The sequence below is a fragment of the Streptomyces noursei ATCC 11455 genome, assembly GCF_001704275.1.
Lineage (GTDB): Bacteria > Actinomycetota > Actinomycetes > Streptomycetales > Streptomycetaceae > Streptomyces > Streptomyces noursei.
This window is the reverse complement of the sequence record NZ_CP011533.1, coordinates 8948869-8973011: the sequence shown is the minus strand read 5'-3', so window position 1 is coordinate 8973011 and position 24143 is coordinate 8948869. Positions and strand designations below refer to the sequence as shown.

Sequence of the window (24143 nt, the reverse complement as noted above, 5' to 3'; positions counted from 1 at the left end):
TTCCGACAACTGCCGGCCGGGCCGGGGCGGTTCATCCCCCGGCCCGGCCTCCTCATGTGGCCTGCCAGCCGGACCAGCGGGCCACCACCACCGCCACCACGGGTCCGGTCGGTCGGCGGCCGGCGTACTGCGAGCGGTACTTCTCCATCAGCAGCCGCACATACCCCGCGGACGTCTCCGAGGCGTCGGCCGGCGGCAGCACGGTGGCCGTACCGTCCGCCCGGGCCCACCACAGGCGGTCCCAGTCCTCGTCGTAGGCGTCGGCGAGCAGGCAGACCTCCGGGCGGCGGCGGATGTTGGCCAGCCGCTTGAGCTCGGTGGTCCGCTTGGGCTTGTGATCCACGGCGAAGGCGAGGGTGTCGCCGGTCACCGCGAACACCACCGGCACGAGATGGGGACTGCCCAGGTCGTCGACGGTGGCCAGGCGGGCGACCCGGGCCGCCGCGAAGCGCTCCCGGGCCCGCCCGCCGCTCATCGCCGGCATCGCTGCCCCGTCCGGCTCACCGGAAGCGCCCGGCGACCTCGGCGAACCGGTCGAGGTGCGCCAGTGTCTCGGCCTCCGGCACCGTCGGCAGGTAGAACAGGGCCCGTTCCACGCCCAGCCGTGCGTACCGCTCGACGGCCTCGGGATCCGGCGGCACCGCGTAGACGGTCACCGGCACGTCCCGGTCGGCGAGGCTCCGCAGCCGCTCGATCTGCGGCCCCAGCTCCTCGGGCGAGGCGCTGTTGGCCAACCAGGCGTCGCCGAGCGCGGCCACCCGGTGGAAGGCGCCCTCGCCACCGCCCACGTAGATCGGCGGGTGCGGTCGCCGGACCGGCTTGGGCCAGGAGTAGACGGGATCGAAGTCCACGAACTCCCCGTGGAACTCGGCCTTTTCCCGTGTCCACAGCTCCCGGATGGCCCGCAGCCGCTCGTCCACCAGACGGCCCCTGGTCCGGGGGTCCGTGCCGTGGTTGGCCATCTCCTCCTTGTTCCAGCCGATGCCGACCCCGAAGACCGCCCGCCCGCCGGAGACCAGGTCCAGCGACGCCACTTCCTTGGCCGTGACGAGCGGGTCCCGCTGGGCCACCAGCGCGATGCCGGTGCCCAGCAGGAGCCGTTCGGTGACCGAGGCGACCGAGGCGAGCGCGACGAACGGATCGAGGGTGCGGTAATACATCTCGGGCAGTTCCCCGCCGCGCGGGTACGGCGTGCGGCGGTCCACCGGGATGTGGGTGTGCTCGGCGATGAACAGGGAGTCGAAGCCCCGCTCTTCCGCGGCACGCCCCAGTGCGGCCGGCGCGATGCCCTGGTCGGTGAGGAAGGTCGATACACCGAACTTCACAGCGGCTCCTTCTCTTCCGGTGTCTCGGGTGCGCGGTCGGCAACCCCAGGCGAGGTACCCCGGCCGACCGCGGCCCAACAATCCGTCCCGCCAACCGGGCGATCGCCACACGGGTCCCGCCGGGACACCGCCCGCTCCCCCGTCGGGCACCGGCGACGCGCTCCCCCAGGTCCGGTCCCCTACTGGCCGACCCTGACGACGATCTTGCCGACCTGGGCCCCCGCCTCCATGTAGCGGTGCGCCTCGACGATCTCTTCCAGATCGAAGACCCGGTCCACGACGGGCTTGAACGCCCCCGAGCGCAGGCCGGAGGCGACGAACGCCTCGCCCCGGCGGAGCCGTTGCGGGTCGCCGGTGGTCTCGAAGAGGGTGTAGGTGCGCATGTTCAGAGCGGGCATCCCGAGGGCGATGCCCGGGTAGGGGGTCGGCTCGCCACTCAGCACGCCGTATTCCATCAGCGTGCCACCGGCTGCGACCGCCTTGGCCAGTTCCATCACGCCGGGGCCGGCGATCGCGTCGAAGACGAGTTCGGCGCCCCGGCCGCCGGTCAGGTCGAGCACGCGCGCCACCACGTCCTCCTCCTCGGTGACGACCACATGCGCCGCGCCCGCCGCGAGCAGGGCGTCCTTCTTGGCCGCGGTACGGGTGGTGGCGATCGGCACCGCCCCGACGCGCAGGGCGGTCTGGATCGCGGCCAGGCCCACGCTGCTGGAGGCCGCGGTGATCACGACCGTGTCCCCGGCCCGCAGCGCGCCGACCTCCACCAGGGCGCCGTACGACGTCAGGTAGGGCATCCACACCGCCGCGCCCGCGATGGCGTCGAGCCCCTCGGGGCGGTGCACCACCGCGGCGGCGGGGACGATCACGCGCTCCCCGTAGACGCCGTAGTCGTTCATCGAGAACGCCGGCACCACGCTGACCGGCGCGCCGATCTCGAATCCGGTCACGTGCGCGCCGACGGCGTCGATCACGCCCGCGGCCTCCGAGCCGAGTCCGGTGGGGAACTGCTTGACGGGTTCGATGTACTGGCCGCTGCGGAACATCACCTCGGCGCGGTTGAGGCCGATCGCCTCGACCCGGATGGCCACCTCGTCGGGGCCGGGTTCGCCGACTTCCACGTCCTCCAGCCGCAGCACCTCGGGCTCGCCGACTTCGTGGAACCGCACCGTTCTGGCCATGGCAGATCTTCCTTCCGCTCCGTGAGGGCGGCGCCTGGTCGCGCCGCCGAGCCCCACTCAAGCCCAAAGTACGATGACTGTCAAACTTCGACAGTCATCGAACCTTAATGAAGATCAAAGTTTGATCGATGTCGTACCATGTGCGCGGGAGGTCACCAGGCGATGACGGCAACAGGGCGAGCCGGCAGGGATCGCACCCCGCCGCACCCGGACATCACCACCATCACCCTCCAGCGGGTACTGGAGGCGCTGGTCGATCCCGTACGCCGCAGCATCGTCCGCCAGCTCCACGCCAACCACCGCGACTTCGCCTGCGGCTCCTTCGAGCTCCCGGTCAGCAAGTCCACCGCCACCCACCACTTCCACGTGCTCCGCGAGGCCGGCCTCATCCGCCAGTACTACGCCGGCACCTCACGCATGAACACCTTGCGCCTGGAGGAATTCGACCGCGCCTTCCCCGGACTCCTCCCCGCCCTGCTGGCACAGCGTGACAGCGAGGACGACGGCGACGAGATCCGGGGCGGCAGCCGCGCCCCCGACCGCGAGTAGAACGCTCGGCACAACACGCCACACCCGCACCCCCACACCGGCCCCGAACCCCCTTCCCCATCAAGGGAGTTCGGGGCCGACGCCTGCGCATCCCCACCCGCTCAGCAGGCGAGACGGCCGTGAACGGGGCGCGCGGACGCCAGCGCGGGATCGGTGCCGATGCGACCGGCCGAGACGCCCCCCGTTTCCAGACGACGTCGAAGTACTCACGGTCCGGGCGGACCGGGCGGGGCGGGCGGACCGGGCGGAGCAGATAGACCGGCGCGGTCAACGGGGTGCCGGCATGGCGGAGGACGCCTTCGGGACACATGGATTTCCCCCGGACCAAGGGGCGGGGCACTACTAGGCGGCGCGGCCGTGCGATTTACATACATCATGCATCGGATACATTGTGTATCTGATGGGTGGTGGCCGTGAACCCGGAGCGAACCGGGCCCGGACCGACCTGGCCACCCCGCCCAGGAAGAAGACAGCCATGACGTTCACCCTCCCCACGGACATCCACCAACGGCCGGTCGCCGTCATCGGCGCCGGCTGGTGGTCGAGGCGGTACCCGAGCGCCTGGAGCTGAAGCGGCACATCTTCGCCGAGCTGGACACCGCCGCGGACGCCGACGCGATCCTGGCGAGCAACTCCTCGTCCTACCCGACCAGCCAGTTCATCAACGACGTGGCCCGCCCCGAGCGCGTACTCAACATGCACTTCTACATGCCGCCCCGGCAGCCGGCCGTCGACCTGATGTCCAGTGGACGCACCGACCGCGCCGTCCTGGACCTGCTCCTGCGGGAGCTGCCGCACTACGGGGCCTTCCCCTTCGAGGCCCGCCGCGAGAGCACCGGCTTCATCTTCAACCGCATCTGGGCCGCCATCAAGCGGGAGTCCCTGGCCGTCGTCGCCGAGGGCGTGTCCACGCCTCAGGACATCGACGCGATGTGGCGCATCAACACCGGCCTGACCGCCGGCCCGTTCCGCGCGATGGACCGCGTCGGCCTCGACGTCGTCCTGGACATCGAGAACCACTACGCGGCGGAGACCCCCGCCCTGCCCGCCGGCCCACGCGAGCTGCTCCAGCGCTACGTCGATGCCGGACACCTGGGAGTGAAGACCGGACGCGGCTTCTACGACGACTACGCCCAGCAGGACTGACCTCGATCGACCGCCGCCCCCGCGGGCAGCACCGAAGGACCCTGCCGTGCCCAAGTCACCGACCAAGCGTCGCCCGCTCACCCGCGCCGCCCTCACCGAGAGTGCCTGGGCCCTGTTCACCGAGAAGGGCTTCCACGCCACCTCGATCAGCGACATCGTCGAGCGCGCAGGTCTGACCCGCGGCGCCTTCTACTCCAACTACCGCGACAAGGAAGAGCTCTTCCTCACTCTCTACGACAGCCACACCGACCGGCTGCTGGCGGAGCTCGCGGACGCGGCGGCCCACCCCGAACAGGGCAAGCACCCGCTCGCCCAGCTCCAGGAACGCATGGCGGGTCGCACTCACCAGGAACGGCAATGGTTCCTGGTCTCCATGGAGTTCACCCTGCATGCGGCGCGCAACCCCGTCGTCGCCCGGGAACTCGCAACCCATGAGGAACGCCTCAACCAGGGCCTGACGGACGTACTCACGACAACGCTCGTCCGGAGCGGCGAGGCGCCGGCCGTCCCCACCGCGGACCTGACCCGCCTGCTCGTCGCCCTCTTCGAGGGCCTGACCGCGCAGCGGCTCATCCACGGCACCGCACACCACACCCACGACCTGGTCCCGCAGTTCATCCACGCCCTCACCCGCCCCACCGCGGCACCCGACGAGCCCGCGGAACCTCAAGGCAAGGGCGCACAAAAGGGACAGAAGTCACAAAAGGTTAAGAAGGGGGAGACGGGGAAGGACTAGGCGCACAGGCACTACTACCTGCTGCCTGGTGTCCGCAGTCCGCAGTCCGCAGTCCGCAGTCCGCAGTCCGCAGTCCGCAGTCCGCGAAGGCATCGCCGACGGCTGCGCCCGGCGACAGTGCGCGCGTTACGGACGACTGGCCGGCGCCCCGACTGGCGCGCACCTCCAGGCCGGTTGAAAAGGGGCGACCCGCGGCGCCGCGCCACGGTGCCCCGCGCGGACTTTCAAGTCCCCCTGGAACCAGTGAGGTTGGCCGTGCCACTCACGCCCACGGCCGCACCCGGCACGACTGCCGCGCACCCCCAAGCACCTCCCGACGCGCCCTCCGGAACCACCCCCAGCACCCCTCACCACGGTTTTTCGCCACCATTCCACGAATTCCCCGGGGACGCGCCGGGCAACACGGCGATTCACAAGCGCACAACCTCGTAAGCTCTTACTCAACGCAAGGGAGCCCGGGCGCGGAGGTCCGGCGACCGACGCCGCCCGATCGGGGCTCCCCGTGTGGAACCGTCGCTGTTCTCCGCGTTCACGAGAGGGGCTCCCGATGCAGACAATGGAGGGCCGTCCGCAGACATCCACCCGCTTCCGGAACCCATGGCGCCGCTACGGTCGGCTCGTTGCCACGAACTTCTTGCGCGGCGCTTCGTACGCGTGCGGCACCGCGGTCATCGGCCTCGCGGTGTGGTGGGCACAGAACCGCTAGGGCGCGCGCCATGGTTCGGGGCATCGCTCGACCCACCATGGACGTGGACGACAGTTCGGTCGACTGACGCCGTCGGGGGCGGATCCGGCCGTTACCAGCGCCGGATCCGCCCTGTGGGGCCCGGGGGCCCTGGGGCTCCTGAGGTTTCCGGGGTTCCCCACGGCGTGGTCGTGGGATGGAGACGCCAGGCGCGCGCCCGGTACCCAGGAGTGTCGCCGTACGGCATCATCAACCCATGCTGAGAGTCGGGTCCGTGGTGTTGGGGGTCGCAGACGTCCCCCGTGCGGCCGCGTTCTGGACGGCCGCCCTGGGATATGTCCCGCGCGAGGAGATGGAAGACGACTGGGTGGTCCTGGTGCCGAAGGAAGGAGCCGGCGTACAACTGTCACTCAGCGTCAGTGAGTCGCCGGTCCAGGAATACCCGCGGATCCACCTCGACCTGTACGCCGGGGATGCCGCCGATCAGGCCGGCGAGGTGGAGCGGCTGGTGTCGCTCGGCGCACGACGCGTCGACTGGGACAGCTATCCGGACGACGCCGACTTCATCGTGCTCGCCGACCCCGACGGCAACATCTTCTGCGTCATCGACACCTCGCACGACTGACCGGGTTTCCGACCGAGGAGCAAGGGATTGGTGTTGTCCGATGCCGCCGCTGAAACTGCGTCACTCGGTCCGCGCTCTCGTCCTCGACGACGCCGACCGTCTCCTGCTGTGCGGACACCTGCTACCGGAGACGGGGACGACGGTCTGGGCCGCCCCCGGCGGCCGGATCGAACGGCACGAAGGGCCACTGTCCGCGCTGCGTCGCGAACTGCGCGAGGAGGTGGGCCTGGAGTGGGAAAGGGACCGCGCCGAGCCACCACATGTCTGGCACCAGGAAGTCCTGGGCCCCGATTACGCGCCCGGCTATGACGGCGTGGTCAACGACTACTTCCTGGTCCGCAGCGCCTGGTTCACGCCGCGCGGCACCCTGAGCGAGGAAGAACGCGCGGCGGAGCACATCAGCGGTGCGAAGTGGTGGACTCCGGAGGAGATCGCCGCCTGTCGCGGTCCGGACCTGTTCTCCCCACGCGATCTCGCCACACCGTTGCGGGCCCTGCTCGAATCGGGCGTTCCCCGCGAGCCTCGCGTCCTCGGGTTGTGAGGACGACGGTCCGAGGCGAGGCGGAGAACAGCCCGGCAGCGGGTTGAACCGTGCAACTCTTTGCCCCGGTCACCCCGCTCGTATGATGGCGCCATGACCGAGACCACGGGCGAGCGCCCACCACTGGGACGGCGCGAGCGCAAGAAGGCCGCCACCCGCCAGGCACTGGCCGATGCCGCCCTGCGGCTCTTCGCGGAGCACGGTTACGACCAGGTGGGCATCCGGGACATCGCCGACGCCGCCGACGTCTCCACCACCACGCTGTTCAAGCACTTTCCGAGCAAGGAGGCGCTGGTCTTCGACGAGGGCGACGAGCTCAAGGCCGCCCTGCTGGCCGCCGTGCGGGACCGCCCGGCCGGGCAGTCCGTGCCCCGCGCCCTGCGCGACCACGTCCTGCGCTCCCGGATCCCCAAGGGCGAGCACGCCGACCCGCGCTTCACCGAGCTGCTGGAACTCGTCGACGCCACCCCGGCACTGCGCGCCTACTCCCGCCGCATGTGGATGCAGCACGAGATCGAGCTGGCCGCGGCGATCGCCGACGAGATCGGCGCGCCCGCCGACGACCCGATCTGCCGGGCGCTCGCCCACTTCGCCCTGGCGGCCCGCGACCTCGGCCACGACAGCCCGGACCCCGAGGCCGCCGTCAACCGGGCCTTCGATCTGCTGGAACACGGCTGGTCGGCGGCCGGTGCCGACACGTCCGCGGAGAACACCGCGAACTCGGAGAACTCAGAGAAGGCAGAGAACACCGGGAACGCTCACCACGGCGCGAGCTGAGCCGGGTCGTTCGGCTTTCCGACCTCGCACCGGGGGGGCCACGCTCCGTCGCCAGTCGCTACGCGACGCCGCCGGTGCCCACCGCGCGCTCGTCCTCGGCCCGTCGGCGTCGGTATTCCGCCGCCCCGGCCTCGTAGTTGCGGTGTTCCTGGGCGTGGTCCGGCGGCAGGTGCGGCGCGTCCGGCGAGGTGGTGGCGAAGAACCGCCTGAGTCCTTCGTTGGCGCCCACGGCCAGCTCTCCGGAGCGCCGGAACATCGTCGCCTCGTAGCGTGCCAGCGCATCGTCGATCGAGGATTCTTCGGCGAGGGCGTGGGCGAGTTCCGCGCCGTCGAGCAGGGCGAGGTTCGTCCCGTGGCCGCCGAAGGGGGCCATGAGGTGCGCGGCGTCGCCGATCAGGGTGACGCCGGGGACGCGGTCCCAGGTCAGCGGAGCGGGCAGCGCCCAGAAGGAGCGGGGGACGTAGTCGCCGTCGTTGTCGACGAGCAGCGGGCGCATCTGGGCGGACCAGTGGGCGAACTCCCGTAGGAGGTGGGACCGGACGGCCGCACGGTCGGTGAGGTCCAGGCCGGCCTTGTCGTGCCAGTCGGGCTCGGCGCGGAACGCCACGTAACCGCGGACCACGCCGTTGCTGTTGCGCTGGACGATCACCGCGCGGCCGTCGTTGTCGTTGGCGAACAGGTGCCCGTCGCCGACGATCGCCGCGATCTCGGGGTGTCGGGCATCGACGTCGTCGAACCTGGCGTCCAGGAAGGCGACGCCCAGGTACTGCGGCGCCGCGTCGGTGAGCAGGGGGCGCACCCGGGACCAGGCACCGTCGGCTCCGACGACGAGGTCCGCCTCCGCACTGACGCCGTTGGCGAACGTCAGGCGGTGCACCCCGCCGCCGAGCGGCGTGGCCGTGAGGAGCCGGTGCCCCCACCGGACGGTGCCCGGCCGCAGGTGGTCGTGGAGCATCGCCCGCAGTTGGCCGCGGTCGATCTCGGGCGCGGCCGTGTCGCCCTCGGCGGGGACGAACTCGGCGAGGACGGTGCCGCGGTGGTCGCGGCGGCTCTTGGCCTGCCCTTCGGCGCGTGCCAGCGCGGTGAAGGCATCCATCAGGCCGGCGTCTTCGAGGGCTATCTGGCCGGCGTCGGCGTGCAGGTCGAGCGTGCCTCCCGGGTCCCGGGAGTCCACCGCGGTGTCCGCGTCGTAGACGGTCGGCTCGATGCCGTGCCCCTGGAGGACGCGTGCGCAGAGCAGTCCGGCCGGTCCGCCACCGATGATCGCGATGCGGGGGCTGATCGTCATGGTTGGGCCCTTTCCCTTGCTTCGGGGTGCGGGTCATCCGCACTTCCACACTAGGTGCAACGAGTGAGAAAGTGCAACTGATTCACTTTTTGCTTCGGTCAACCCAAGACCACCCTTGCCCCACCCCCGCCGACATCCGTCACCGCGGACACATCATCAACCGCAATTGATCAAGTAAATATTGACAGTCCAGGTTGAATATATTTAGCGTGCAGAACATGAGCGAGAGCATCGATCGCCTCCGCACCGAACCGGCCGCACGGCCCCAGGGGGCCCAGACATGACGCGGCTCTCCTCGCGCATCCGCGCGGCACGGCACGGCACGCCACGGACCGCGGTGGTTTCCGGCGGCAGTTGATCGCACCGATGATCCTGGGCTCGATCCTGAACCCGATCAACTCGTCCATGCTCGCCGTGGCCCTGATCCCGATCGGGCAGGCATTCGGCGCCCCGCCCTCACAAACCGCCTGGCTGGTCTCGGCGTTGTACCTGGCCACCGCCGTCGGACAACCGGTGATCGGGCGCCTGGTGGACTCCTACGGACCGCGCCTGCTGTATCTGACGGGCACCGCACTGGTGGGCCTGGCCGGCCTGTTGGGCGTGTTCGCCCCGAACCTGTGGGTGCTGGTCCTCTCCCGGGTGTTGCTGGGATTCGGGACGTCTGCGGCCTATCCGGCGTCGATGTTCCTGCTGCGCGCCGAGTCCGACCGGACGGGCCTGCGCAGCCCCAGCGGCATCCTTGCCGCCCTGTCGGTCTGCGGACAGGTCATCGCCGTGGTCGGCCCGACCCTGGGCGGGCTGCTGATCGCCGCGGGCGGCTGGCACCTGATCTTCGGCATCAACGTGCCGCTGTCCGTGGCCTGTCTGGCTCTGGGCGCGCGGTACCTACCGCGGTCGGCCGAGCTGAAGGAGACCTCCGGCGTGCGGGCGGCGCAGGGCACGGACGTCGCCGGGATGGCCCTGTTCACGCTCGCCCTGACCGCCTTCATGCTGTTCCTGATGAATCCGCGGGCCGCCACCTGGTACCTGCCGCTGATCGGCCTGGCGGCGGGCCTCGCCTTCACCCTGCGGGAAGTGCGCACGTCCGATCCCTTCATCGACCTGCGGGTGCTGCGCGGCAATGCTCCGCTGCTGGCCACCTACGGGCGTCAACTGCTGGCCTACACCACGTCCTACGCCTTCCTGTACGGCTACAGCCAGTGGCTGGAGGAGGGACGGTCGCTCAGCGCCCAGTCGGCCGGACTGGTGCTGTTGCCGATGTCGGCGGCGGCCGTGGCCATCACCGCGATCACCGGGCGGCGCGCCGCGGTGCGCGGCAAGCTCGTCGTCGGATCGGTGGTCCAACTCGTCGGCTGCGCTGCCCTGTTGCTCGCGGACGGGTCGAGCCCGCTGTGGTTGCTGGCGCTCATCGGCGCCGTCATCGGCATCCCGCAGGGCCTCAACGGCCTGGCCAATCAGAACGCCCTGTACGCCCAGGCGGATCCGGCCCGGATGGGCTCGTCGGCCGGGCTGCTGCGCACCTTCATGTACCTCGGCGCGCTGGCCGCCTCCGCCGCCAACGCCGCGTTCTTCCGACGCGGCGCCACCACCGACGGGCTGCACCACCTCAGTTGGCTGTTGCTGGCCGTCGCCGCCGCGTTCCTCGTCGTCAGCGTCGCCGACCGCTCGTTGCACCGCATCGGCCGCCCTCCTGGCGCCGACGGCGACGCCGGCGACACGCCCCGGCCGCGCCGCCGGGCCGGACGCTGATCCACAGTCCGCAGGCGGGCCCTTGGTGGCCCGCCCCCACCGACCACCAGACCGACCCCACGCCCCAGACGGCGACCCGACACACCGAGAGAGCACCAACCATGACTGTCACCACCCTTGACCCCAAAACCGCCTTGGTCGTCATCGACCTGCAGAACGGACTCCGGGCCCTGCCCGGCACCCCACACGCCATCGGCGACGTCATCGAGCGGACCGCCCGGCTCGCCGAATCCTTCCGCGCCCGTGCGCTGCCGGTCGTCCTGGTCCGGGTCAGCTCCTCCCCCGACGGCGCCGACGCCACCCCGGGACGGGCCGAGACGCCCCGCCACAACCACACCATGCCCGCCGGCTGGGACGAGATCGTCCCCGAACTCGCCGGCCACCCGGGGGACATCACCGTCACCAAGCGCAACTGGTCGGCCTTCTACGGCACCGATCTCGACCTGCACCTGCGCCGCCGCGGCGTCACACAGATCGTGCTCACGGGGGTCGCCACCAGCATCGGCGTGGAGTCCACCGCACGCGCCGCGCACGAGCACGGTTACCACCTCACCCTGGCCACCGACGCCATGACGGACCTGGACGCGGACGCCCACCGGCACAGCACCGAGAAGATCTTCCCCCGCGTCGGCGAGCGCGGCACCACCGACGAGATCCTCGAACTGCTCGCCAAGACCCACGCCTGACCGGGCCGCACACGGCCGCTCCTCGCTCGCCGCCCAGGCGTGGACGAGGAGCGGCCGCGGTGCTGTCGCTACCCCGTCGTGTCGAGGACCCCGGACACCAGGTGGCGGGCGTATGCCGCGTCCAATCCGCCGGGGCGGAAGAGGATGCGGTACATCATGGGGGCCACCACGTGGTCGATGACCGTCTCGGCTTCGGGTGCGCGTTCGCCGCGCGCGGCGGCCCGGGCGAGGATGACCTCGACCTGGTCGGCCGCGTAGGCCGAGCACTGGCCGGCGTTGCTGCCGTCCGGGTCGCCGAGCAGTGCGTCGCGGATGTACGCACGGCCGGACGGCGACGCCATCTCGTCGAGGAAGTGCTCGGCCCAGACCGTCAGATCGCAGGCCAGGCCGCCGTGGTTCTCCGGCGGCGCCTCCGGGCGCAGGCGCTCGACTGCCACGTCGGAAAGCAACTCCCGCAGATCGCCCCAGCGGCGGTAGATCGTCGACGGGGTCACTCCGGCCCGCGCGGCGACCAGCGGCACCGTCAACGCGTCGCGGCCCACCTCGGACTCCAGCTCGCGCACGGCGGTGTGGACCGCTTCCTGCACGCGGGCACTGCGCCCGCCGGGGCGCGCCATCGGTCGGGGACTCATGTCACCACCCTAATCCTTAACGCAAAGCGGTTGCTTCTAGCCCGATGGCCCGTACCCGCCTCAGACCACCAGTGCGAGGGCACGGGCGGGCTCGGACTGCTCGTAGGCGTGCCCCACCCGCAGCAGCTCGAACTCCCCGAGGGGCGGCCCGAGCACCTGCATGCCGATCGGCAGGCCCGCCCGGTCGTGGCCCACCGGTACGGACAGCGACGGCACTCCGGTGAGGTTGGCGGGCGCGGAGAGGCGCACATAGGCGTCGGAGACGCTCTCCACGGTGCCGTCGGGCCAGGTGATCGTTTCCTGGCCGGCCGGAACGGCGACGGTCGGCACGGTGGGCGCGGCGATCACATCGACCTCGTCGAACAGGCCCGTCCACGCCTGCCGCATCAGCGTCCGCGCGCGTTGGGCGCGCAGGTAGTCCCCGGCGGGCAGCAGTTCGCCGGCTTCGAGAAGCAGACGGACGTCCTCCGTGTAGCGCTCGGGGACCGTGCGCAAGGTCCGCTCGTGGTATGCGGTGGCCTCGGGAACCATCAGTCCCCATTGGGTTGCCCGGATGTAGCGCGTCATCGGGATCTCGACCTCGACGAGCCGTGCGCCGAGGTCTTCCAGTCGGTCGATGGCGCGCCGGACCGCGGTCTCGACGTCCGCCGTGACCTGGTCGAAGTAGTAGTTGCGGGGGACTCCGACGCGCACCCCGGTGAGATCGGTGCCGTGGGGCAGCGGTTGGTCGGCGGGATAGGTCACCAGCGAGGCGGGGTCGCGCGGATCGTGACCGGCCAGGGCGGGCAGGACCAGCGCCGCGTCCTCGACGGTGCGGGTGAGGGGGCCGACGTGGTCCAGCGACCAGGACAGTGCGGTGACGCCGTGCCGGGGGACGAGGCCGTACGTCGGCTTCAGGCCGACGACCCCGTTGAGTGCGGCGGGTACCCGGATCGATCCCCCGGTGTCGGTGCCCAGGGCGAAGCCGGCGGCGCCGGCGGCCACGGCGACGGCCGATCCGCCGCTGGACCCGCCGGCGACCCGGTCCCGGTCCCTGGCGTTGTGTGTCTGCGGAGTGATCAGGCCGTAGGCGAACTCATGGGTGTGGGTCTTGCCGACCAGCACCGCGCCGGCCGCCGCCAGGCGCGCGGCTACCGTGCTGTCGGCCTCCGCGCGGTGGCCGGACCGGACCCGTGAGCTGGCCGTGGTCGCGGTGCCGGCGGCGTCGATCAGGTCCTTCAGCCCCATCGGTATTCCGTGCAGCGGCCCGCGGAAGCTGCCGTCGGCGGCTTCCCGCTCGGCCGCGCGCGCGGATCTGCGGGCCTGCTCGGCGGTCACCGACACATAGGCGTGCAGGTGCGGTTCGACCTGTTCGATGCGGTCGAGCACCGAGTCCACCAGCTCGACGGGCGACAGTCGTCGGGCGCGGATCGCCTCGGCCGCGTCGGTGACGGACAGCTCATACGGCTGCATCGGACTTCGCCTCCCCCGTGCGGTAGGAGGCGGCGGGCGGGGTGTCGGCGAAATCCAGTTCCCGTAGTACCGAGACGACGGCGTGGATGTGCTGGGCGGTGGCGGCCACCGCGGCGTGGCGGTCGGCGGGCAGCGACAGTCCGGCATGCGCGGCCCAACGGGCGGCTTCCGGGGGCGCGAGGTCGGGGAGGGGATGGGACATGGGCGTCGTCTCCTGGTCTGGTCGGGGCGCGTCAGAGCTGGCCGTAACGGGCCGGAGGTGATCGGATCAGCGCAGTGCGGTCAGTGCGGTCCGGTGCGTGCAGTGCATCGGACCGCGACACCGGTGACCCACAGCCGCCGGAGCTCCGACACGCCGATTCCTTAAACGCGAACTGTTTGCGTTAGCGGCAAGATAGACCCTATGGTCTCGTTAACGCAAACAGATTGCTTTTACGGCTCCACCTCTCCCCACCAGTCCACCCCGCCGCGCGCAGGAGGAAACGACGATGCTCACCACCCCGCCCACCGAGGCGACCAACCCTCCCGCCGTCCCCGCCTGGACCGTGGGCGACCTGACCATCCACCGCATCGACGAGGTCGGCCTGCCGCCGGAGACCGGGCCCTGGCTGCTGCCCGAAGCAACCCCGCAGGTGGTCGCGCAACATGACTGGCTGCAGCCCGACTTCGCGGATCAGAACGGCGTGCTGCGGCTCGCCAGCCACAGTTTCGCGTTCACCCTCGGCGGCCTGCGGGTTCTGGTCGACACCGGGATCGGCAACGGAAAGCCCCGGGCGAACCCCGCCTGGCACGACCTGCACACCGACTACCTCCAGCGCCTCACGGCCGCGGGATTCGCCCCGGACCTCGTCGACCTGGTCGTCCTCACCCATCTCCACGCCGACCACGTCGGCTGGAACACCCGGTCGCAGGACGGCGCTTGGGTCCCCACCTTCCCCAACGCCCGCTATGTCGTCTCCCGCGCCGAGCGGGAGTTCTGGGCCGGGTACGCCATGGACGAGCCGCGTCGGCAGATGTTCCGCGACTCGGTGCACCCCGTCGAGGACGCCGGACTGCTCGACCTCGTGGACGTTCCGCCCCAGGGCACCGACATCGCCGCCGGTCTGCGCCTGGTCCCCACGCCGGGGCACACCCCCGGCCATGTCGCGGTCGGGATCAGCAGCCACGGCGCCTCGGCGCTGATCACCGGCGACTGCCTGCACCACCCCGTCCAGTTCGCCCACCCCGCTCTCGGCAGCTGCGTCGACATCAACCCCGAACAGGCCCGGGTCACCCGCCGCGCGCTGCTCTCCTCACTGGCCGGCAGCGAAACGACGCTCCTGGGGACCCACTTTCCCCCGCCCACCGCGGGCCGCGTGATCGCCGACAAGGACGCCTACCGGCTCGCCCCGATCCCGGCAGTCACACCGCCCACGGCGTGAGGGAGGCACCGTTCAACAAGCCGAAGGCGAGGTCGAGTTGCCGGCCCACCGGGTGCCCGCGGCCCTGCCGGTCGCGGCGGGGGCGGTGGGCGGTGCCGTGCGGGGGCCGTACGCGGCCCCCGGTCAGCGCCGGCGGGTGGGGACGGCTCGGGCGTAGCGCCCCGGGGTGACGCCCAGGATCCGCTTGAAGTGCCGGGTCAGATGGGACTGGTCGTAGAAGCCGATCTCGGCCGCCACCGCGGTCGGCGTCCGACCGTCCAGCAGGAGCCTGCGGGCCAGCTCGACCCGGCGGGCCATCAGGTACCCACGTTCCCCTCGCCCGCCCGTCCCTCCCCGGACTGGTCGGCAACACCCCCCTGCTGCACGTCTCCGAACCGCTCTGCCCGCCCGACACCGGCTTCTGGGCCAAGCTGGAGGGATTCAACCCCGGCGGCATCAAGGACCGGCCGGCCCTGCACATGGTGGAACGGGCCAGGGCACGCGGCGATCTGCGCCCCGGCGGCCGGATCATCGAGTCCACCAGCGGCACGCTCGGCCTGGGGCTCGCCCTAGCCGGCATGGTGCACGGCCATCCCGTCACCCTGGTCACCGACCCCGGTCTGGAGCCGTCGATGGCACGGCTGTTGACGGCGCACGGGGCCCGGGTGGACATCGCCACCGAGCCCCATCCGACCGGCGGCTGGCAGCAGGCCCGCCGCGACCGGGTCCGTGCCCTGCTCGCCGAACACACCGGTGCCTGGTGCCCCGACCAGTACCACAACCCCGACAACGTCGCCGCCTACACCCCGCTCGCCCTGGAACTCGCCTCCGGACTCGGCCACATCGACGTCCTGGTGTGCAGCGTCGGCACCGGCGGCCACTCCGCCGGCCTCTCCGGGGTGCTGTGCAGTCTCTATCCGGCGCTGCGGGTGGTCGGTGTCGACACCGTCGGTTCGACGATCTTCGGCCAGCCGGCCCGCCCGCGGCTGATGCGCGGTCTGGGGTCGAGCATCTTCCCCCGCAACGTCGCCTACGACCGCTTCGACGAGGTCCACTGGGTGGCGCCGGCCGAGGCCGTGTGGACCTGCCGGCGCCTGGCCGCCTCGCACTACGCCACCGGCGGGTGGAGCGTGGGCGCGGTCGCGCTCACGGCGGGTTGGCTGGCCCGCACCAGCGGCCCGGGCACCCGCATCGTCGCGGTCTTCCCGGACGGCCCCCAGCGCTATCTCGAAACGATCTACGACGACCGATACTGCGCGGAGCACGGCCTGTTGGACGCTCCGCCGGCCGCCGCACCGGAGGTGATCGGCCGGCCGGACGAGAAGGAGGTCACCCGCTGGACCCGCTGCACGACCGTGGTGGATCCGCTGTCGCTCCGGGCCGGCACGGAGTCCGCGCCCAAGGGCGGTACGGACCGGTGAAGGAGGTGCTCCGCCAGGCTCGCTCCTACGACCGGAGCGTGCGGTTGCTGCTGCTCAACCAGTTCACCATCAACCTCGGCTTCTACATGCTGATGCCGTATCTGGCACAGCATCTGTCGGGGACGCTCGGACTGGCCGGGTGGACGGTCGGACTGGTGTTGGGCGTCCGCAACTTCAGTCAGCAGGGGATGTTCCTGCTGGGTGGGACGCTCGCCGACCGGCTGGGCTACAAGCCGCTGATCGTCGCCGGCTGCCTGCTGCGCACCGTCGGGTTCGCGGCGCTCGGGCTGGTGGACTCCCTGCCGACGCGGGTGACCGCAGGGTGGAGGCGTTCGCCCTGTTCAACGTCTTCTACCAGGCCGGCATCCTGCTCGGTCCGCTCGTCGGCATGGTCCTCACCGGCCTGGACTTCAAGGTGACCTGCCTGGTGTCGGCCGCGGTCTTCGCGCTGCTGAGCGCGGTGCAGATCCGTGCCCTGCCCGCCCGCCGTGGCGACGCGGGCAGGTGGGCGTCCGAGGGCCGCGAGGGCGTGCTGCGCCAGTGGCGCGGGGTGCTGGCCAACCGTCCGTTCGTGCTGTTCTCCGGCGCCATGATCGGCTCCTATGTGCTGTCGTTCCAGGTGTATCTGGCACTGCCGCTGGAGGTCCGACGGCTGGGCGGGAACGGGGAGTTCGGCACGATGGCGGTCGCGCTGCTCTTCGCCGCGTCCGGGCTGGGCACGATCTTCGGCCAGACCGAGGTCACCGCCTGGTGCCGGGCCCGCCTGGCCCAGGGGCAGGCACTGGCCTGCGGTCTGACGGTGATGGGCGTCGCCTTCGTACCGCTGTTGGCGGCGAGTGCGGTGCCCGTGCCGGGCGCGGGGATCGGGCGCTGGGCGCTGGCCGCCGGGCCGCCGGTGTTGGCCGCGCTGCTGCTCGCGCTGGGCACGATGATCACCTATCCGTTCGAGATGGACACCATCGTCCGGCTGTCCGGCAACCGTCTCGTCGCCACGCACTACGGGCTCTACAACACCCTGTGCGGCGTGGGCATCACCGTGGGCAATCTGCTGACCGGGGCGGCGCTCGACGCCGCTCGGGCGGCGGGCCTGTCGGCGCTGCCGTGGCTCGCCCTGACGGTGCTGGGCCTGGCGTGCGGTGCGGCGCTCTACGGCCTGCACCACACCGGCCGGACCGCCGCGGGCGGCCCGGCGGCGCGCCCGGTGACGGCCTGACACCACGGGGGTGGGCGGCTCGTTCCGCCCACCCCCAGCCGCCGGCCGAGGGCGCGCCCGGGGCCGCGGTCCCGCCCTTGACCGGACCGCGGGCGCACCATGGAAGGACACATGAGGCAGGGGGGTGAGCTGGGAGTCCGCCGGTGGCACGTGGACGGTTGCGGATCTTCCTCGGGGCCGCCCCCGGGGTCGGCAAGACGTACGCGATGCTCGCGGAGGGGCAACGGCTGCGGGCGCTGGGCACGGAGGTCGTGGTGGGCTTCGTCGAGCCGCACGGCAGGCGGCCGACGGCGGCCATGGCCGAGGGGCTGGAGACGATCCCCCGGCGCACGCTGTGGCATCGCGGGGCGCGGTTCACCGAGATGGATCTGGACGCGGTGCTGGCCCGCCGCCCGCAGGTGGCGCTGGTCGACGAACTCGCCCACTCCAACGTCCCGGGGACCCGCAACGCCAAGCGGTGGCAGGACGTGGAGGAGCTCCTGGACGCCGGCATCGACGTCGTCACCACGCTCAACGTGCAGCACCTGGAGTCGTTGAACGACGTGGTCCGGCAGATCACCGGAGTGCGGCAGCGGGAGACCCTGCCCGACGAGGTGGCGCGCCGGGCGGACCAGATCGAGCTGGTCGACCTGCCGCCGGAGGTGCTGCGCCGGCGGATGGTGCACGGCGACATCTATCCGGCGGACCGCATCGAGTCCGCCCTCACCCACTACTTCCGGGTCGGCAACCTCACCGCGCTGCGGGAGATCGCGCTGCTGTGGCTCGCCGACCGGGTGGAGGAGGGGCTCCAGCGGTACCGCGCCGAGCACGGGATCGTCGCCCCGTGGGAGACCCGGGAGCGCATCCTGGTCGCCCTCAACGGCGGCCCGGAGGGCGGGACGCTGATCCGGCGGGCCGCGCGGATCAGCGCCCGCACGCCGGGCACGGAGTTGCTGGCGCTCCATGTGGTCCCGGAGGACGGGCTGACCCACGTCGACCCGTCGGTGCTGGACGCCCAGCGCACCCTGCTGGAATCGCTCGGCGGCAGCTTCCACCAGACCACCGGCGAGGACGTGGTCGAGGCGCTGTTGCAGTTCGCGGAGGCGGAGAACGTCACCCAGATCGTGCTGGGCGCGAGTCGGCACGGCCGGGTGGCGTCGCTGCTGCGGGCGGGCGTGGGCGAGCGGACGATCAAGGGGTCCGGCCCCATCGACGTGCACATCGTCACGCACGAGGAGGCAGCGCCGTCCGCCGCGCTGCGGCTGCCGCGTCCGGGCAACGGCATGGGTCCGCGGCGTCTCGGCGCCGCCGCGGCCGGCGCGGTGGTCCTGCTGCCCCTGTTGACGCTGCTGCTCACCGTGGTGCGGGGCCCGATGGGCCTGGCCGGCGCCCTGGTGCTCTATCTGCTGGTGATCGTGGTGGTGGCGTTGGTGGGCGGGGTCGTGCCGGCGCTGCTGGCCGCGGTCGCCGCGGCGCTGCTCGCCGACTACTCCTTCATCGCCCCGGTGCACTCCTTCGACATCGAACGTCCCGAGGAGATCGTCGCGCTGGTCGTGTTCGTCGTCACGGCCGTGCTGGTGGGGACCGCGGCGGGGTCGGCGGCCCGGCACACCCGGCAGGCCGCGCGGGCGATCGCGGAGGCCCGGACGCTGAGCCGCCTGGCCGCGGGCGCGTTGCGCGGCCAGGACCTGCCGGCGCTGGTGGAGATGATCCGGGAGAACTTCGGGCTGAGTGCGGTGAGCCTGCTCGAACGGGACCCCCGGGCGTCGCCGGTGCCGCGCTGGTACGTGGTCGCCAGCGCCGGCGACCACCCGCCGGAGCGGCCGTACGAGGCGGAGGTGGAGAGCCCGGTGGACGACCTCCTGACGCTGGCCGCCCGTGGGCCGGGGCTGAGTTCGCAGGACCGGCGGCTGCTCGACGCGTGCGCCGCCGAGCTGGGGCTCGCGCATGCCCGGGGCCGGATCGCCGGGCCCGCCGGCGTCGGCGATCCGCTCGCCGACGCCGAACGCACCCGAGCCTCCCTTCTGCTGGCCGCCGGCCGCGATCTGCGCGCGCCGCTGCACACCGCCGAGGACGCGCTGGGGCGGCTGCGGCGGCGCGGCGGGGAGCGGGCCCCGGACGAGCGGCGGCTGCTGGAGACCGCACGCGTGGCCGTGCACCGGGCGGCGCAGCTGGTCACCGACCTGGACGACCTGAGCCGGCTGCACGCCGGGGCGCTGGACCTCTACCTCCGACCGGTCGATCTGAACGAGGCGTGGGGCGCGGCGCTGGACGACCTGGGGCCCGGTGGCCACTCGATCGTGCTGCGGCTGCCGGAGTACCTGCCCGATGTGATCGCCGATGCCGCGCTGCTCACCCGTGCGTTGACCGCTCTGGCGGCCGACGCACTGCGCCACAGCCCGCCGGGCCGGCCGCCCGTGGTCACCGCGGAGACCCACGACGGCCGGGTGGCGATCCGGGTGGCGGACGGGTCCGGTGGCGAGGGTGCGGCGGCCGCGGGGCGGTCCGGTTCCCGTGCCGACAGTCTGGCGCTGCGGCTGTCGCGCGACCTGGCCGAGGCGATGGACGGGTCGCTGCGGACCTCCAGCAGGGGGTCGGCCTTCACGGTGACGCTCAGCCTGCCGAGCTCCGCGCCCGGACGTCCCCGGCGCGGCAAGCGGCCGGCGCACCCGACCTGATATACCGTCAGAAATTGGCATATACCTACATACCGGACGGGACGAGTCTCCCGCCCCTGACGACTTGCGGGGTGCCGCACCCATGTCGGACGTTGCCTATGTCGGCCTGACGGCCGCGGTCTTCGCCCTGATCGGCCTGGCTGCCAAGGGGGTCGGACGCCGGTGAGCGTGGAGAACATCATCGGTCTGATCGTCGCCGCCGGACTGGTGATCTACCTCATCCTCTGCCTGATCTTTCCCGAGAAGTTCTAGGGAGTTCGCGGATGGGCGACACCGCGGCCGGCTGGCTCCAAGCAGCCGTCCTGGTCGCGGCGCTGGCGCTCTCGCACCGGCCGCTGGGCGGCGCCCTGGCGCACGTCCTGACCACCGACCGCCACTGGCGGATCGAGCGCCTGGTCCACCGGGCGGGCGGGGTGAACGGGGACGTCGACCAGCGGTGGCCGGTCTATCTGCGCGGCCTCCTGGCCTTCTCCTTCGTGTCGACGCTGTTCCTGTACGCGTTCCTGCGACTCCAGGACCACCTCCTGCTCTCCCTGGGCCGCAAGCCGGTGCCGGCGGACCTGGCGTTCAACACCGCGGCGTCGTTCGTCACCAACACCAACTGGCAGGCGTACGCCGGCGAGACGACGATGGGCCACCTCGTGCAGATGGCCGGGCTGGCGGTGCAGAACTTCGTCTCCGCGGCCGTGGGCATCGCCGTGGTGGCCACGCTGATCCGCGGCTTCACCCGGAAACGCACCGATCGCGTCGGGAACTTCTGGGTGGACCTGACCCGGCTCGTGCTGCGGGTGCTGCTGCCGATCTCCTTCGTCTTCGCGGTCGTGCTGGTGGCCGCCGGCGTCATCCAGAACTTCCACGGGGCCCACGCCGTCGCCACCCTCGCCGGCGGCCGGCAGAGCCTGCCCGGCGGGCCGGTCGCCTCGCAGGAGGCGATCAAGCTGCTGGGCACCAACGGCGGCGGCTTCTTCAACGCCAACTCCGCGCATCCCTTCGAGAATCCCAGCGGGCTGACCAATCTGATCGAGATCTATCTGCTGCTGGTGATCCCGTTCTCGTTGCCGCGGACCTTCGGGGTGATGGTCGGCGACGTCCGCCAGGGCTACGCCGTCGTCACCGTGATGGTGCTGCTCTGGGCCGCCTCGGTGGTCCTGGTGACCGCCAACGAGCTGTACCGCGTCAGCAGTCCGGCCGGGCACGCGGCCGGGGCGATGACGGAGGGCAAGGAGACCCGGTTCGGCATCTGGTCCTCGGCGCTGTTCGCGGTCTCCACCACCCTCACGTCGTGCGGAGCGGTCGACTCCGCCCACGACTCGTACACTCCGGGCGGCGGCGGGATGACGATCTTCAACATGATGTTGGGGGAGATCGCGCCCGGCGGCACCGGCTCCGGGCTCTACGGGATCCTGATCCTGGCGGTGGTCGCGGTCTTCGTCGCCGGGCTGATGGTCGGCCGCACCCCGGAGTACCTGGGCAAGAAGCTGCGCGGCCAGGAGATGCGGTACGCCTCCCTCTACATCCTGACCACGCCCGCGCTGGTCCTCGTCGGCGCGGGACTGGCCATGGCGTTCCCCGGCGAGCGGTCGGCCATGCTCAACCCGGGGGCGCACGGCTTCTCCGAGGTGCTGTACGCACTCACGTCGGCGGCCAACAACAACGGCTCGGCGTTCGCCGGGCTGAGCGCCGACACGGTCTGGTACAACACGGTCCTCGGCGTGGTGATGCTGCTGGGCCGGTTCCTGCCGATGGTGTTCGTGCTGGCGCTGGCCGGCTCGCTCGCCGGGCAGCAGCCGGTGCCGGTCACCGCGGGCACCCTGCCCACCCACCGGCCCCAGTTCATCGGGCTGTTGACCGGGGTGATCCTGATCGTGGTCGGTCTGACGTACTTCCCGGCGCTGGCGCTGGGGCCCCTCGCGGAGGGTCTGCACTGATGTCCTCGCCCGCCGTTCCCCCCGCCACCCCGCCGAGCACCGGCCGCCCACCCCGGCGGGTCGCGGGCGGGCTGCTGGACCCCCGGCAGCTGGTCCGCTCCCTCCCGGATGCGCTGCGGAAGCTGGATCCCCGGGCGATGCTCCACAACCCGGTGATGTTCGTGGTGGAGGTCGGGGCGACGCTGACCACGCTGTCGGCGATCCGGACACCCGGCGTCTTCGCCTGGGTGATCACGGTCTGGCTGTGGCTGACGGCCGTCTTCGCCAATCTCGCCGAGGCGGTGGCGGAGGGCCGCGGCAAGGCACAGGCCGCGGCGCTGCGACGCACCAAGACCACCACGACGGCGCGCCGGCTCACCGACTGGCGGCCCGGCGCGACCGACCTGGTCGAGGAGGAAGTGCCGGGCACCGCACTGCGGTTGGGTGACCACGTGGTCGTCGAGGCCGGTCAGCTCGTCCCGGGCGACGGTGATGTCGTCGAGGGCATCGCGAGCGTCGACGAATCGGCCATCACCGGGGAGTCGGCGCCGGTGATCCGGGAGTCGGGCGGCGACCGGTCGGCGGTCACGGGCGGCACGAAGGTGCTCTCGGACCGGATCGTGGTCGAGATCACCGCCAAGCCCGGGGAGACCTTCATCGACCGGATGATCGCCCTGGTCGAGGGGGCGGCCCGGCAGCGGACGCCGAACGAGATCGCGCTCAACATCCTGCTCGCGTCCCTCACCGTCATCTTCCTGATCGCCGTGGTCACCCTCCAGCCGTTCGCCGTCTTCGCCGGCGCCGAGCAGACCCTCGTCATCCTCGTCGCCCTGGTCGTGGCGCTCATCCCCACCACGATCGGCGCGCTGCTCCCGGCCATCGGCATCGCCGGCATGGACCGGCTCGTCCAGCGCAACGTGCTGGCGATGTCGGGGCGCGCGGTGGAGGCCGCGGGCGACGTCAACACCCTGCTGCTGGACAAGACCGGCACCATCACCCTGGGCAACCGGCAGGCCGCGGCCTTCCTGCCCGTGCCCGGGGTGAGCGTCGAAGAACTCGCCGACGCCGCCCAGCTGTCCTCCATCGCCGACGAGACGCCCGAAGGCCGGTCCATCGTCGTCCTCGCCAAGGAGCAGTACGCGCTGCGCGGCCGGAGCGAGGGCGAACTGGACGGGGCGGTCTTCGTCCCGTTCACCGCGCAGAGCCGGATGAGCGGCGTCGACCTCGACGACCCACGGGAGCGCCGCTCGCTGCGCAAGGGCGCGGCGACCGCGGTGATGCGCTGGGTCCGCGACAACGGCGGGCACCCCACCGCGGACGTCGGGCAGGTCGTCGACGGCATCGCCGCGAGCGGCGGGACGCCGCTGGTCGTCGGCCAGGTGACCCGGCACGGCGGGGCGTCGGACGCCCGCGTGCTGGGCGTCGTCCACCTCAAGGACGTCGTCAAGGAGGGCATGCGCGACCGGTTCGACCGGCTGCGCCGGATGGGCATCACGACCGTCATGATCACCGGCGACAACCCGCTCACCGCCCACGCCATCGCCCAGGAGGCGGGGGTGGACGACTTCCTCGCCGAGGCCGCGCCCGAGGACAAGATGGCGCTGATCAGGCGGGAGCAGGAGGGCGGCAAACTCGTCGCGATGACCGGTGACGGGACGAACGACGCCCCGGCACTGGCCCAGGCGGACGTGGGCGTGGCGATGAACACCGGCACCTCGGCCGCCAAGGAGGCCGGGAACATGGTCGACCTCGACTCCAACCCGACCAAGCTCATCGAGATCGTCGAGATCGGCAAGCAACTCCTCATCACCCGGGGCGCGTTGACCACCTTCTCGATCGCCAACGACGTCGCCAAGTACTTCGCGATCATCCCGGCGATGTTCGCCGTGGCCTACCCCGGCCTGGACACCCTCAACATCATGCGGCTGCACAGCCCGTCCTCGGCGATCACCTCCGCGATCGTCTTCAACGCGCTGATCATCGTCGCGCTGATCCCGCTCGCGCTGCGCGGGGTGCGCTACCGCCCGTCCTCCGCCTCCGAACTCCTCGGCCGCAACATCCGGGTCTACGGGCTCGGCGGGCTCGTCCTGCCGTTCCTCGGCATCAAACTGCTCGATCTGCTCATCCAGTTCATCCCCGGACTGCGCTGACCGGCCGACGACGAGACACGAGGGGA

At 71.8% G+C, this 24143-nt stretch carries 21 protein-coding genes and 2 pseudogenes; 15 read left to right on the top strand and 8 right to left on the bottom strand.

What is annotated here, in order from left to right:
- Positions 1 to 52 precede the first annotated feature (52 nt).
- The 3 genes from SNOUR_RS38535 to SNOUR_RS38525 form a co-directional block, all read right to left on the bottom strand.
- Positions 53 to 484: a TIGR03668 family PPOX class F420-dependent oxidoreductase gene (locus SNOUR_RS38535; RefSeq protein WP_067356536.1), complete on the bottom strand. Its 432-nt coding sequence runs from the start codon at positions 482 to 484 to the stop codon at positions 53 to 55.
- Positions 485 to 500: 16 nt separating this feature from the next.
- The gene (locus SNOUR_RS38530; protein ID WP_067356534.1) at positions 501 to 1325 is read right to left on the bottom strand and encodes an LLM class F420-dependent oxidoreductase; all 825 of its coding nucleotides are present in this window, start codon (positions 1323 to 1325) and stop codon (positions 501 to 503) included.
- A 179-nt stretch (positions 1326 to 1504) separates the two neighbouring features.
- Positions 1505 to 2503 carry a zinc-dependent alcohol dehydrogenase family protein gene (locus tag SNOUR_RS38525; protein ID WP_067356531.1) on the bottom strand — a complete coding sequence of 333 codons (999 nt, stop codon included), beginning with the start codon at positions 2501 to 2503 and terminating at the stop codon, positions 1505 to 1507.
- Between the two features lie 162 nt (positions 2504 to 2665).
- On the opposite strand from SNOUR_RS38525, the gene SNOUR_RS38520 reads away from it, so the two are divergent.
- The 6 genes from SNOUR_RS38520 (at position 2666) to SNOUR_RS38495 (ending at position 7562) form a co-directional block, all read left to right on the top strand.
- Positions 2666 to 3052 carry an ArsR/SmtB family transcription factor gene (locus SNOUR_RS38520; RefSeq protein WP_067356529.1) on the top strand — a complete coding sequence of 129 codons (387 nt, stop codon included), beginning with the start codon at positions 2666 to 2668 and terminating at the stop codon, positions 3050 to 3052.
- Between the two features lie 537 nt (positions 3053 to 3589).
- Positions 3590 to 4198, top strand: coding sequence for a 3-hydroxyacyl-CoA dehydrogenase family protein (locus SNOUR_RS38515; protein WP_312635273.1), 609 nt, complete (start codon positions 3590 to 3592; stop codon positions 4196 to 4198).
- A 46-nt stretch (positions 4199 to 4244) separates the two neighbouring features.
- On the top strand, positions 4245 to 4934 hold the full coding sequence (locus SNOUR_RS38510; RefSeq protein ID WP_067356527.1) for a TetR/AcrR family transcriptional regulator: 690 nt from the start codon (positions 4245 to 4247) through the stop codon (positions 4932 to 4934).
- 941 nt (positions 4935 to 5875) lie between these two features.
- Complete coding sequence (locus SNOUR_RS38505; RefSeq protein WP_067356525.1) at positions 5876 to 6244, top strand: VOC family protein; 369 nt, start codon at positions 5876 to 5878, stop codon at positions 6242 to 6244.
- 40 nt (positions 6245 to 6284) lie between these two features.
- Positions 6285 to 6785, top strand: coding sequence for an NUDIX domain-containing protein (locus SNOUR_RS38500; RefSeq protein WP_067356523.1), 501 nt, complete (start codon positions 6285 to 6287; stop codon positions 6783 to 6785).
- A gap of 93 nt (positions 6786 to 6878) precedes the next feature.
- Positions 6879 to 7562, top strand: a complete 684-nt coding sequence (locus tag SNOUR_RS38495) for a TetR/AcrR family transcriptional regulator (RefSeq protein ID WP_079143163.1) — start codon at positions 6879 to 6881, stop codon at positions 7560 to 7562.
- A gap of 58 nt (positions 7563 to 7620) precedes the next feature.
- Here the strand turns inward: SNOUR_RS38495 and SNOUR_RS38490 are convergent, their stop codons facing one another.
- Positions 7621 to 8850: an FAD-dependent oxidoreductase gene (locus tag SNOUR_RS38490; RefSeq protein WP_067356519.1), complete on the bottom strand. Its 1230-nt coding sequence runs from the start codon at positions 8848 to 8850 to the stop codon at positions 7621 to 7623.
- Between the two features lie 354 nt (positions 8851 to 9204).
- On the opposite strand from SNOUR_RS38490, the gene SNOUR_RS38485 reads away from it, so the two are divergent.
- Both SNOUR_RS38485 and SNOUR_RS38480 read left to right on the top strand, forming a co-directional pair.
- On the top strand, positions 9205 to 10599 hold the full coding sequence (locus tag SNOUR_RS38485) for an MFS transporter (protein ID WP_312635271.1): 1395 nt from the start codon (positions 9205 to 9207) through the stop codon (positions 10597 to 10599).
- Between the two features lie 101 nt (positions 10600 to 10700).
- Positions 10701 to 11285, top strand: a complete 585-nt coding sequence (locus SNOUR_RS38480) for a hydrolase (RefSeq protein ID WP_067356517.1) — start codon at positions 10701 to 10703, stop codon at positions 11283 to 11285.
- Between the two features lie 68 nt (positions 11286 to 11353).
- Here the strand turns inward: SNOUR_RS38480 and SNOUR_RS38475 are convergent, their stop codons facing one another.
- Genes SNOUR_RS38475 through SNOUR_RS38465 form a run of 3 tightly spaced genes read right to left on the bottom strand, consistent with a single transcriptional unit; the run spans position 11354 to position 13571 of the window.
- Positions 11354 to 11917: a TetR/AcrR family transcriptional regulator gene (locus tag SNOUR_RS38475; protein WP_067356515.1), complete on the bottom strand. Its 564-nt coding sequence runs from the start codon at positions 11915 to 11917 to the stop codon at positions 11354 to 11356.
- 60 nt (positions 11918 to 11977) lie between these two features.
- Positions 11978 to 13369 (bottom strand): Asp-tRNA(Asn)/Glu-tRNA(Gln) amidotransferase GatCAB subunit A, encoded by a 1392-nt coding sequence (locus tag SNOUR_RS38470; protein WP_067356512.1) that lies wholly within the window; start codon positions 13367 to 13369, stop codon positions 11978 to 11980.
- Positions 13356 to 13571, bottom strand: a complete 216-nt coding sequence (locus tag SNOUR_RS38465) for a hypothetical protein (RefSeq protein WP_067356509.1) — start codon at positions 13569 to 13571, stop codon at positions 13356 to 13358. The genes SNOUR_RS38470 and SNOUR_RS38465 overlap by 14 nt, the downstream gene beginning before the upstream one ends.
- A gap of 286 nt (positions 13572 to 13857) precedes the next feature.
- Between SNOUR_RS38465 and SNOUR_RS38460 the strand changes: the two genes are divergently transcribed.
- Positions 13858 to 14790 (top strand): MBL fold metallo-hydrolase, encoded by a 933-nt coding sequence (locus tag SNOUR_RS38460; RefSeq protein ID WP_067356506.1) that lies wholly within the window; start codon positions 13858 to 13860, stop codon positions 14788 to 14790.
- 123 nt (positions 14791 to 14913) lie between these two features.
- Here the strand turns inward: SNOUR_RS38460 and SNOUR_RS43840 are convergent.
- Positions 14914 to 15093, bottom strand: a pseudogene (locus tag SNOUR_RS43840) (helix-turn-helix domain-containing protein); the annotation flags it as partial.
- A gap of 35 nt (positions 15094 to 15128) precedes the next feature.
- Here SNOUR_RS43840 and SNOUR_RS38455 point away from each other — a divergent pair.
- The 6 genes and pseudogenes from SNOUR_RS38455 (at position 15129) to kdpB (ending at position 24117) form a co-directional block, all read left to right on the top strand.
- Complete coding sequence (locus tag SNOUR_RS38455) at positions 15129 to 16190, top strand: PLP-dependent cysteine synthase family protein (protein ID WP_067356505.1); 1062 nt, start codon at positions 15129 to 15131, stop codon at positions 16188 to 16190.
- A pseudogene (locus SNOUR_RS38450) lies at positions 16187 to 17403 on the top strand (MFS transporter). Before SNOUR_RS38455 ends, SNOUR_RS38450 begins: the two are co-directional and overlap by 4 nt.
- 143 nt (positions 17404 to 17546) lie before the next feature.
- Positions 17547 to 20060, top strand: coding sequence for a DUF4118 domain-containing protein (locus tag SNOUR_RS38445; protein ID WP_067356502.1), 2514 nt, complete (start codon positions 17547 to 17549; stop codon positions 20058 to 20060).
- Positions 20061 to 20222: 162 nt separating this feature from the next.
- Positions 20223 to 20312, top strand: a complete 90-nt coding sequence (gene kdpF / locus SNOUR_RS38440; protein WP_067356501.1) for a K(+)-transporting ATPase subunit F — start codon at positions 20223 to 20225, stop codon at positions 20310 to 20312.
- Between the two features lie 11 nt (positions 20313 to 20323).
- Positions 20324 to 21988: a potassium-transporting ATPase subunit KdpA gene (gene kdpA / locus SNOUR_RS38435; protein WP_067356498.1), complete on the top strand. Its 1665-nt coding sequence runs from the start codon at positions 20324 to 20326 to the stop codon at positions 21986 to 21988.
- Positions 21988 to 24117, top strand: a complete 2130-nt coding sequence (gene kdpB / locus SNOUR_RS38430) for a potassium-transporting ATPase subunit KdpB (protein WP_067356497.1) — start codon at positions 21988 to 21990, stop codon at positions 24115 to 24117. Before kdpA ends, kdpB begins: the two co-directional genes overlap by 1 nt.
- Positions 24118 to 24143 lie beyond the last annotated feature (26 nt).

What these genes read in the sequence shown, in the direction of transcription:
- kdpB (WP_067356497.1), top strand. Translation starts at nt 21,988, where the DNA reads ATGTCCTCGCCCGCCGTTCCCCCCGCCACCCCGCCGAGCACCGGCCGC.
- SNOUR_RS38475 (WP_067356515.1), bottom strand. Translation starts at nt 11,917, where the DNA reads ATGAGTCCCCGACCGATGGCGCGCCCCGGCGGGCGCAGTGCCCGCGTG.
- SNOUR_RS38480 (WP_067356517.1), top strand. Translation starts at nt 10,701, where the DNA reads ATGACTGTCACCACCCTTGACCCCAAAACCGCCTTGGTCGTCATCGAC.
- SNOUR_RS38505 (WP_067356525.1), top strand. Translation starts at nt 5,876, where the DNA reads ATGCTGAGAGTCGGGTCCGTGGTGTTGGGGGTCGCAGACGTCCCCCGT.
- SNOUR_RS38460 (WP_067356506.1), top strand. Translation starts at nt 13,858, where the DNA reads ATGCTCACCACCCCGCCCACCGAGGCGACCAACCCTCCCGCCGTCCCC.
- SNOUR_RS38520 (WP_067356529.1), top strand. Translation starts at nt 2,666, where the DNA reads ATGACGGCAACAGGGCGAGCCGGCAGGGATCGCACCCCGCCGCACCCG.
- SNOUR_RS38500 (WP_067356523.1), top strand. Translation starts at nt 6,285, where the DNA reads ATGCCGCCGCTGAAACTGCGTCACTCGGTCCGCGCTCTCGTCCTCGAC.
- SNOUR_RS38470 (WP_067356512.1), bottom strand. Translation starts at nt 13,369, where the DNA reads ATGCAGCCGTATGAGCTGTCCGTCACCGACGCGGCCGAGGCGATCCGC.
- kdpA (WP_067356498.1), top strand. Translation starts at nt 20,324, where the DNA reads ATGGGCGACACCGCGGCCGGCTGGCTCCAAGCAGCCGTCCTGGTCGCG.
- SNOUR_RS38495 (WP_079143163.1), top strand. Translation starts at nt 6,879, where the DNA reads ATGACCGAGACCACGGGCGAGCGCCCACCACTGGGACGGCGCGAGCGC.
- SNOUR_RS38465 (WP_067356509.1), bottom strand. Translation starts at nt 13,571, where the DNA reads ATGTCCCATCCCCTCCCCGACCTCGCGCCCCCGGAAGCCGCCCGTTGG.
- SNOUR_RS38535 (WP_067356536.1), bottom strand. Translation starts at nt 484, where the DNA reads ATGCCGGCGATGAGCGGCGGGCGGGCCCGGGAGCGCTTCGCGGCGGCC.
- SNOUR_RS38525 (WP_067356531.1), bottom strand. Translation starts at nt 2,503, where the DNA reads ATGGCCAGAACGGTGCGGTTCCACGAAGTCGGCGAGCCCGAGGTGCTG.
- SNOUR_RS38490 (WP_067356519.1), bottom strand. Translation starts at nt 8,850, where the DNA reads ATGACGATCAGCCCCCGCATCGCGATCATCGGTGGCGGACCGGCCGGA.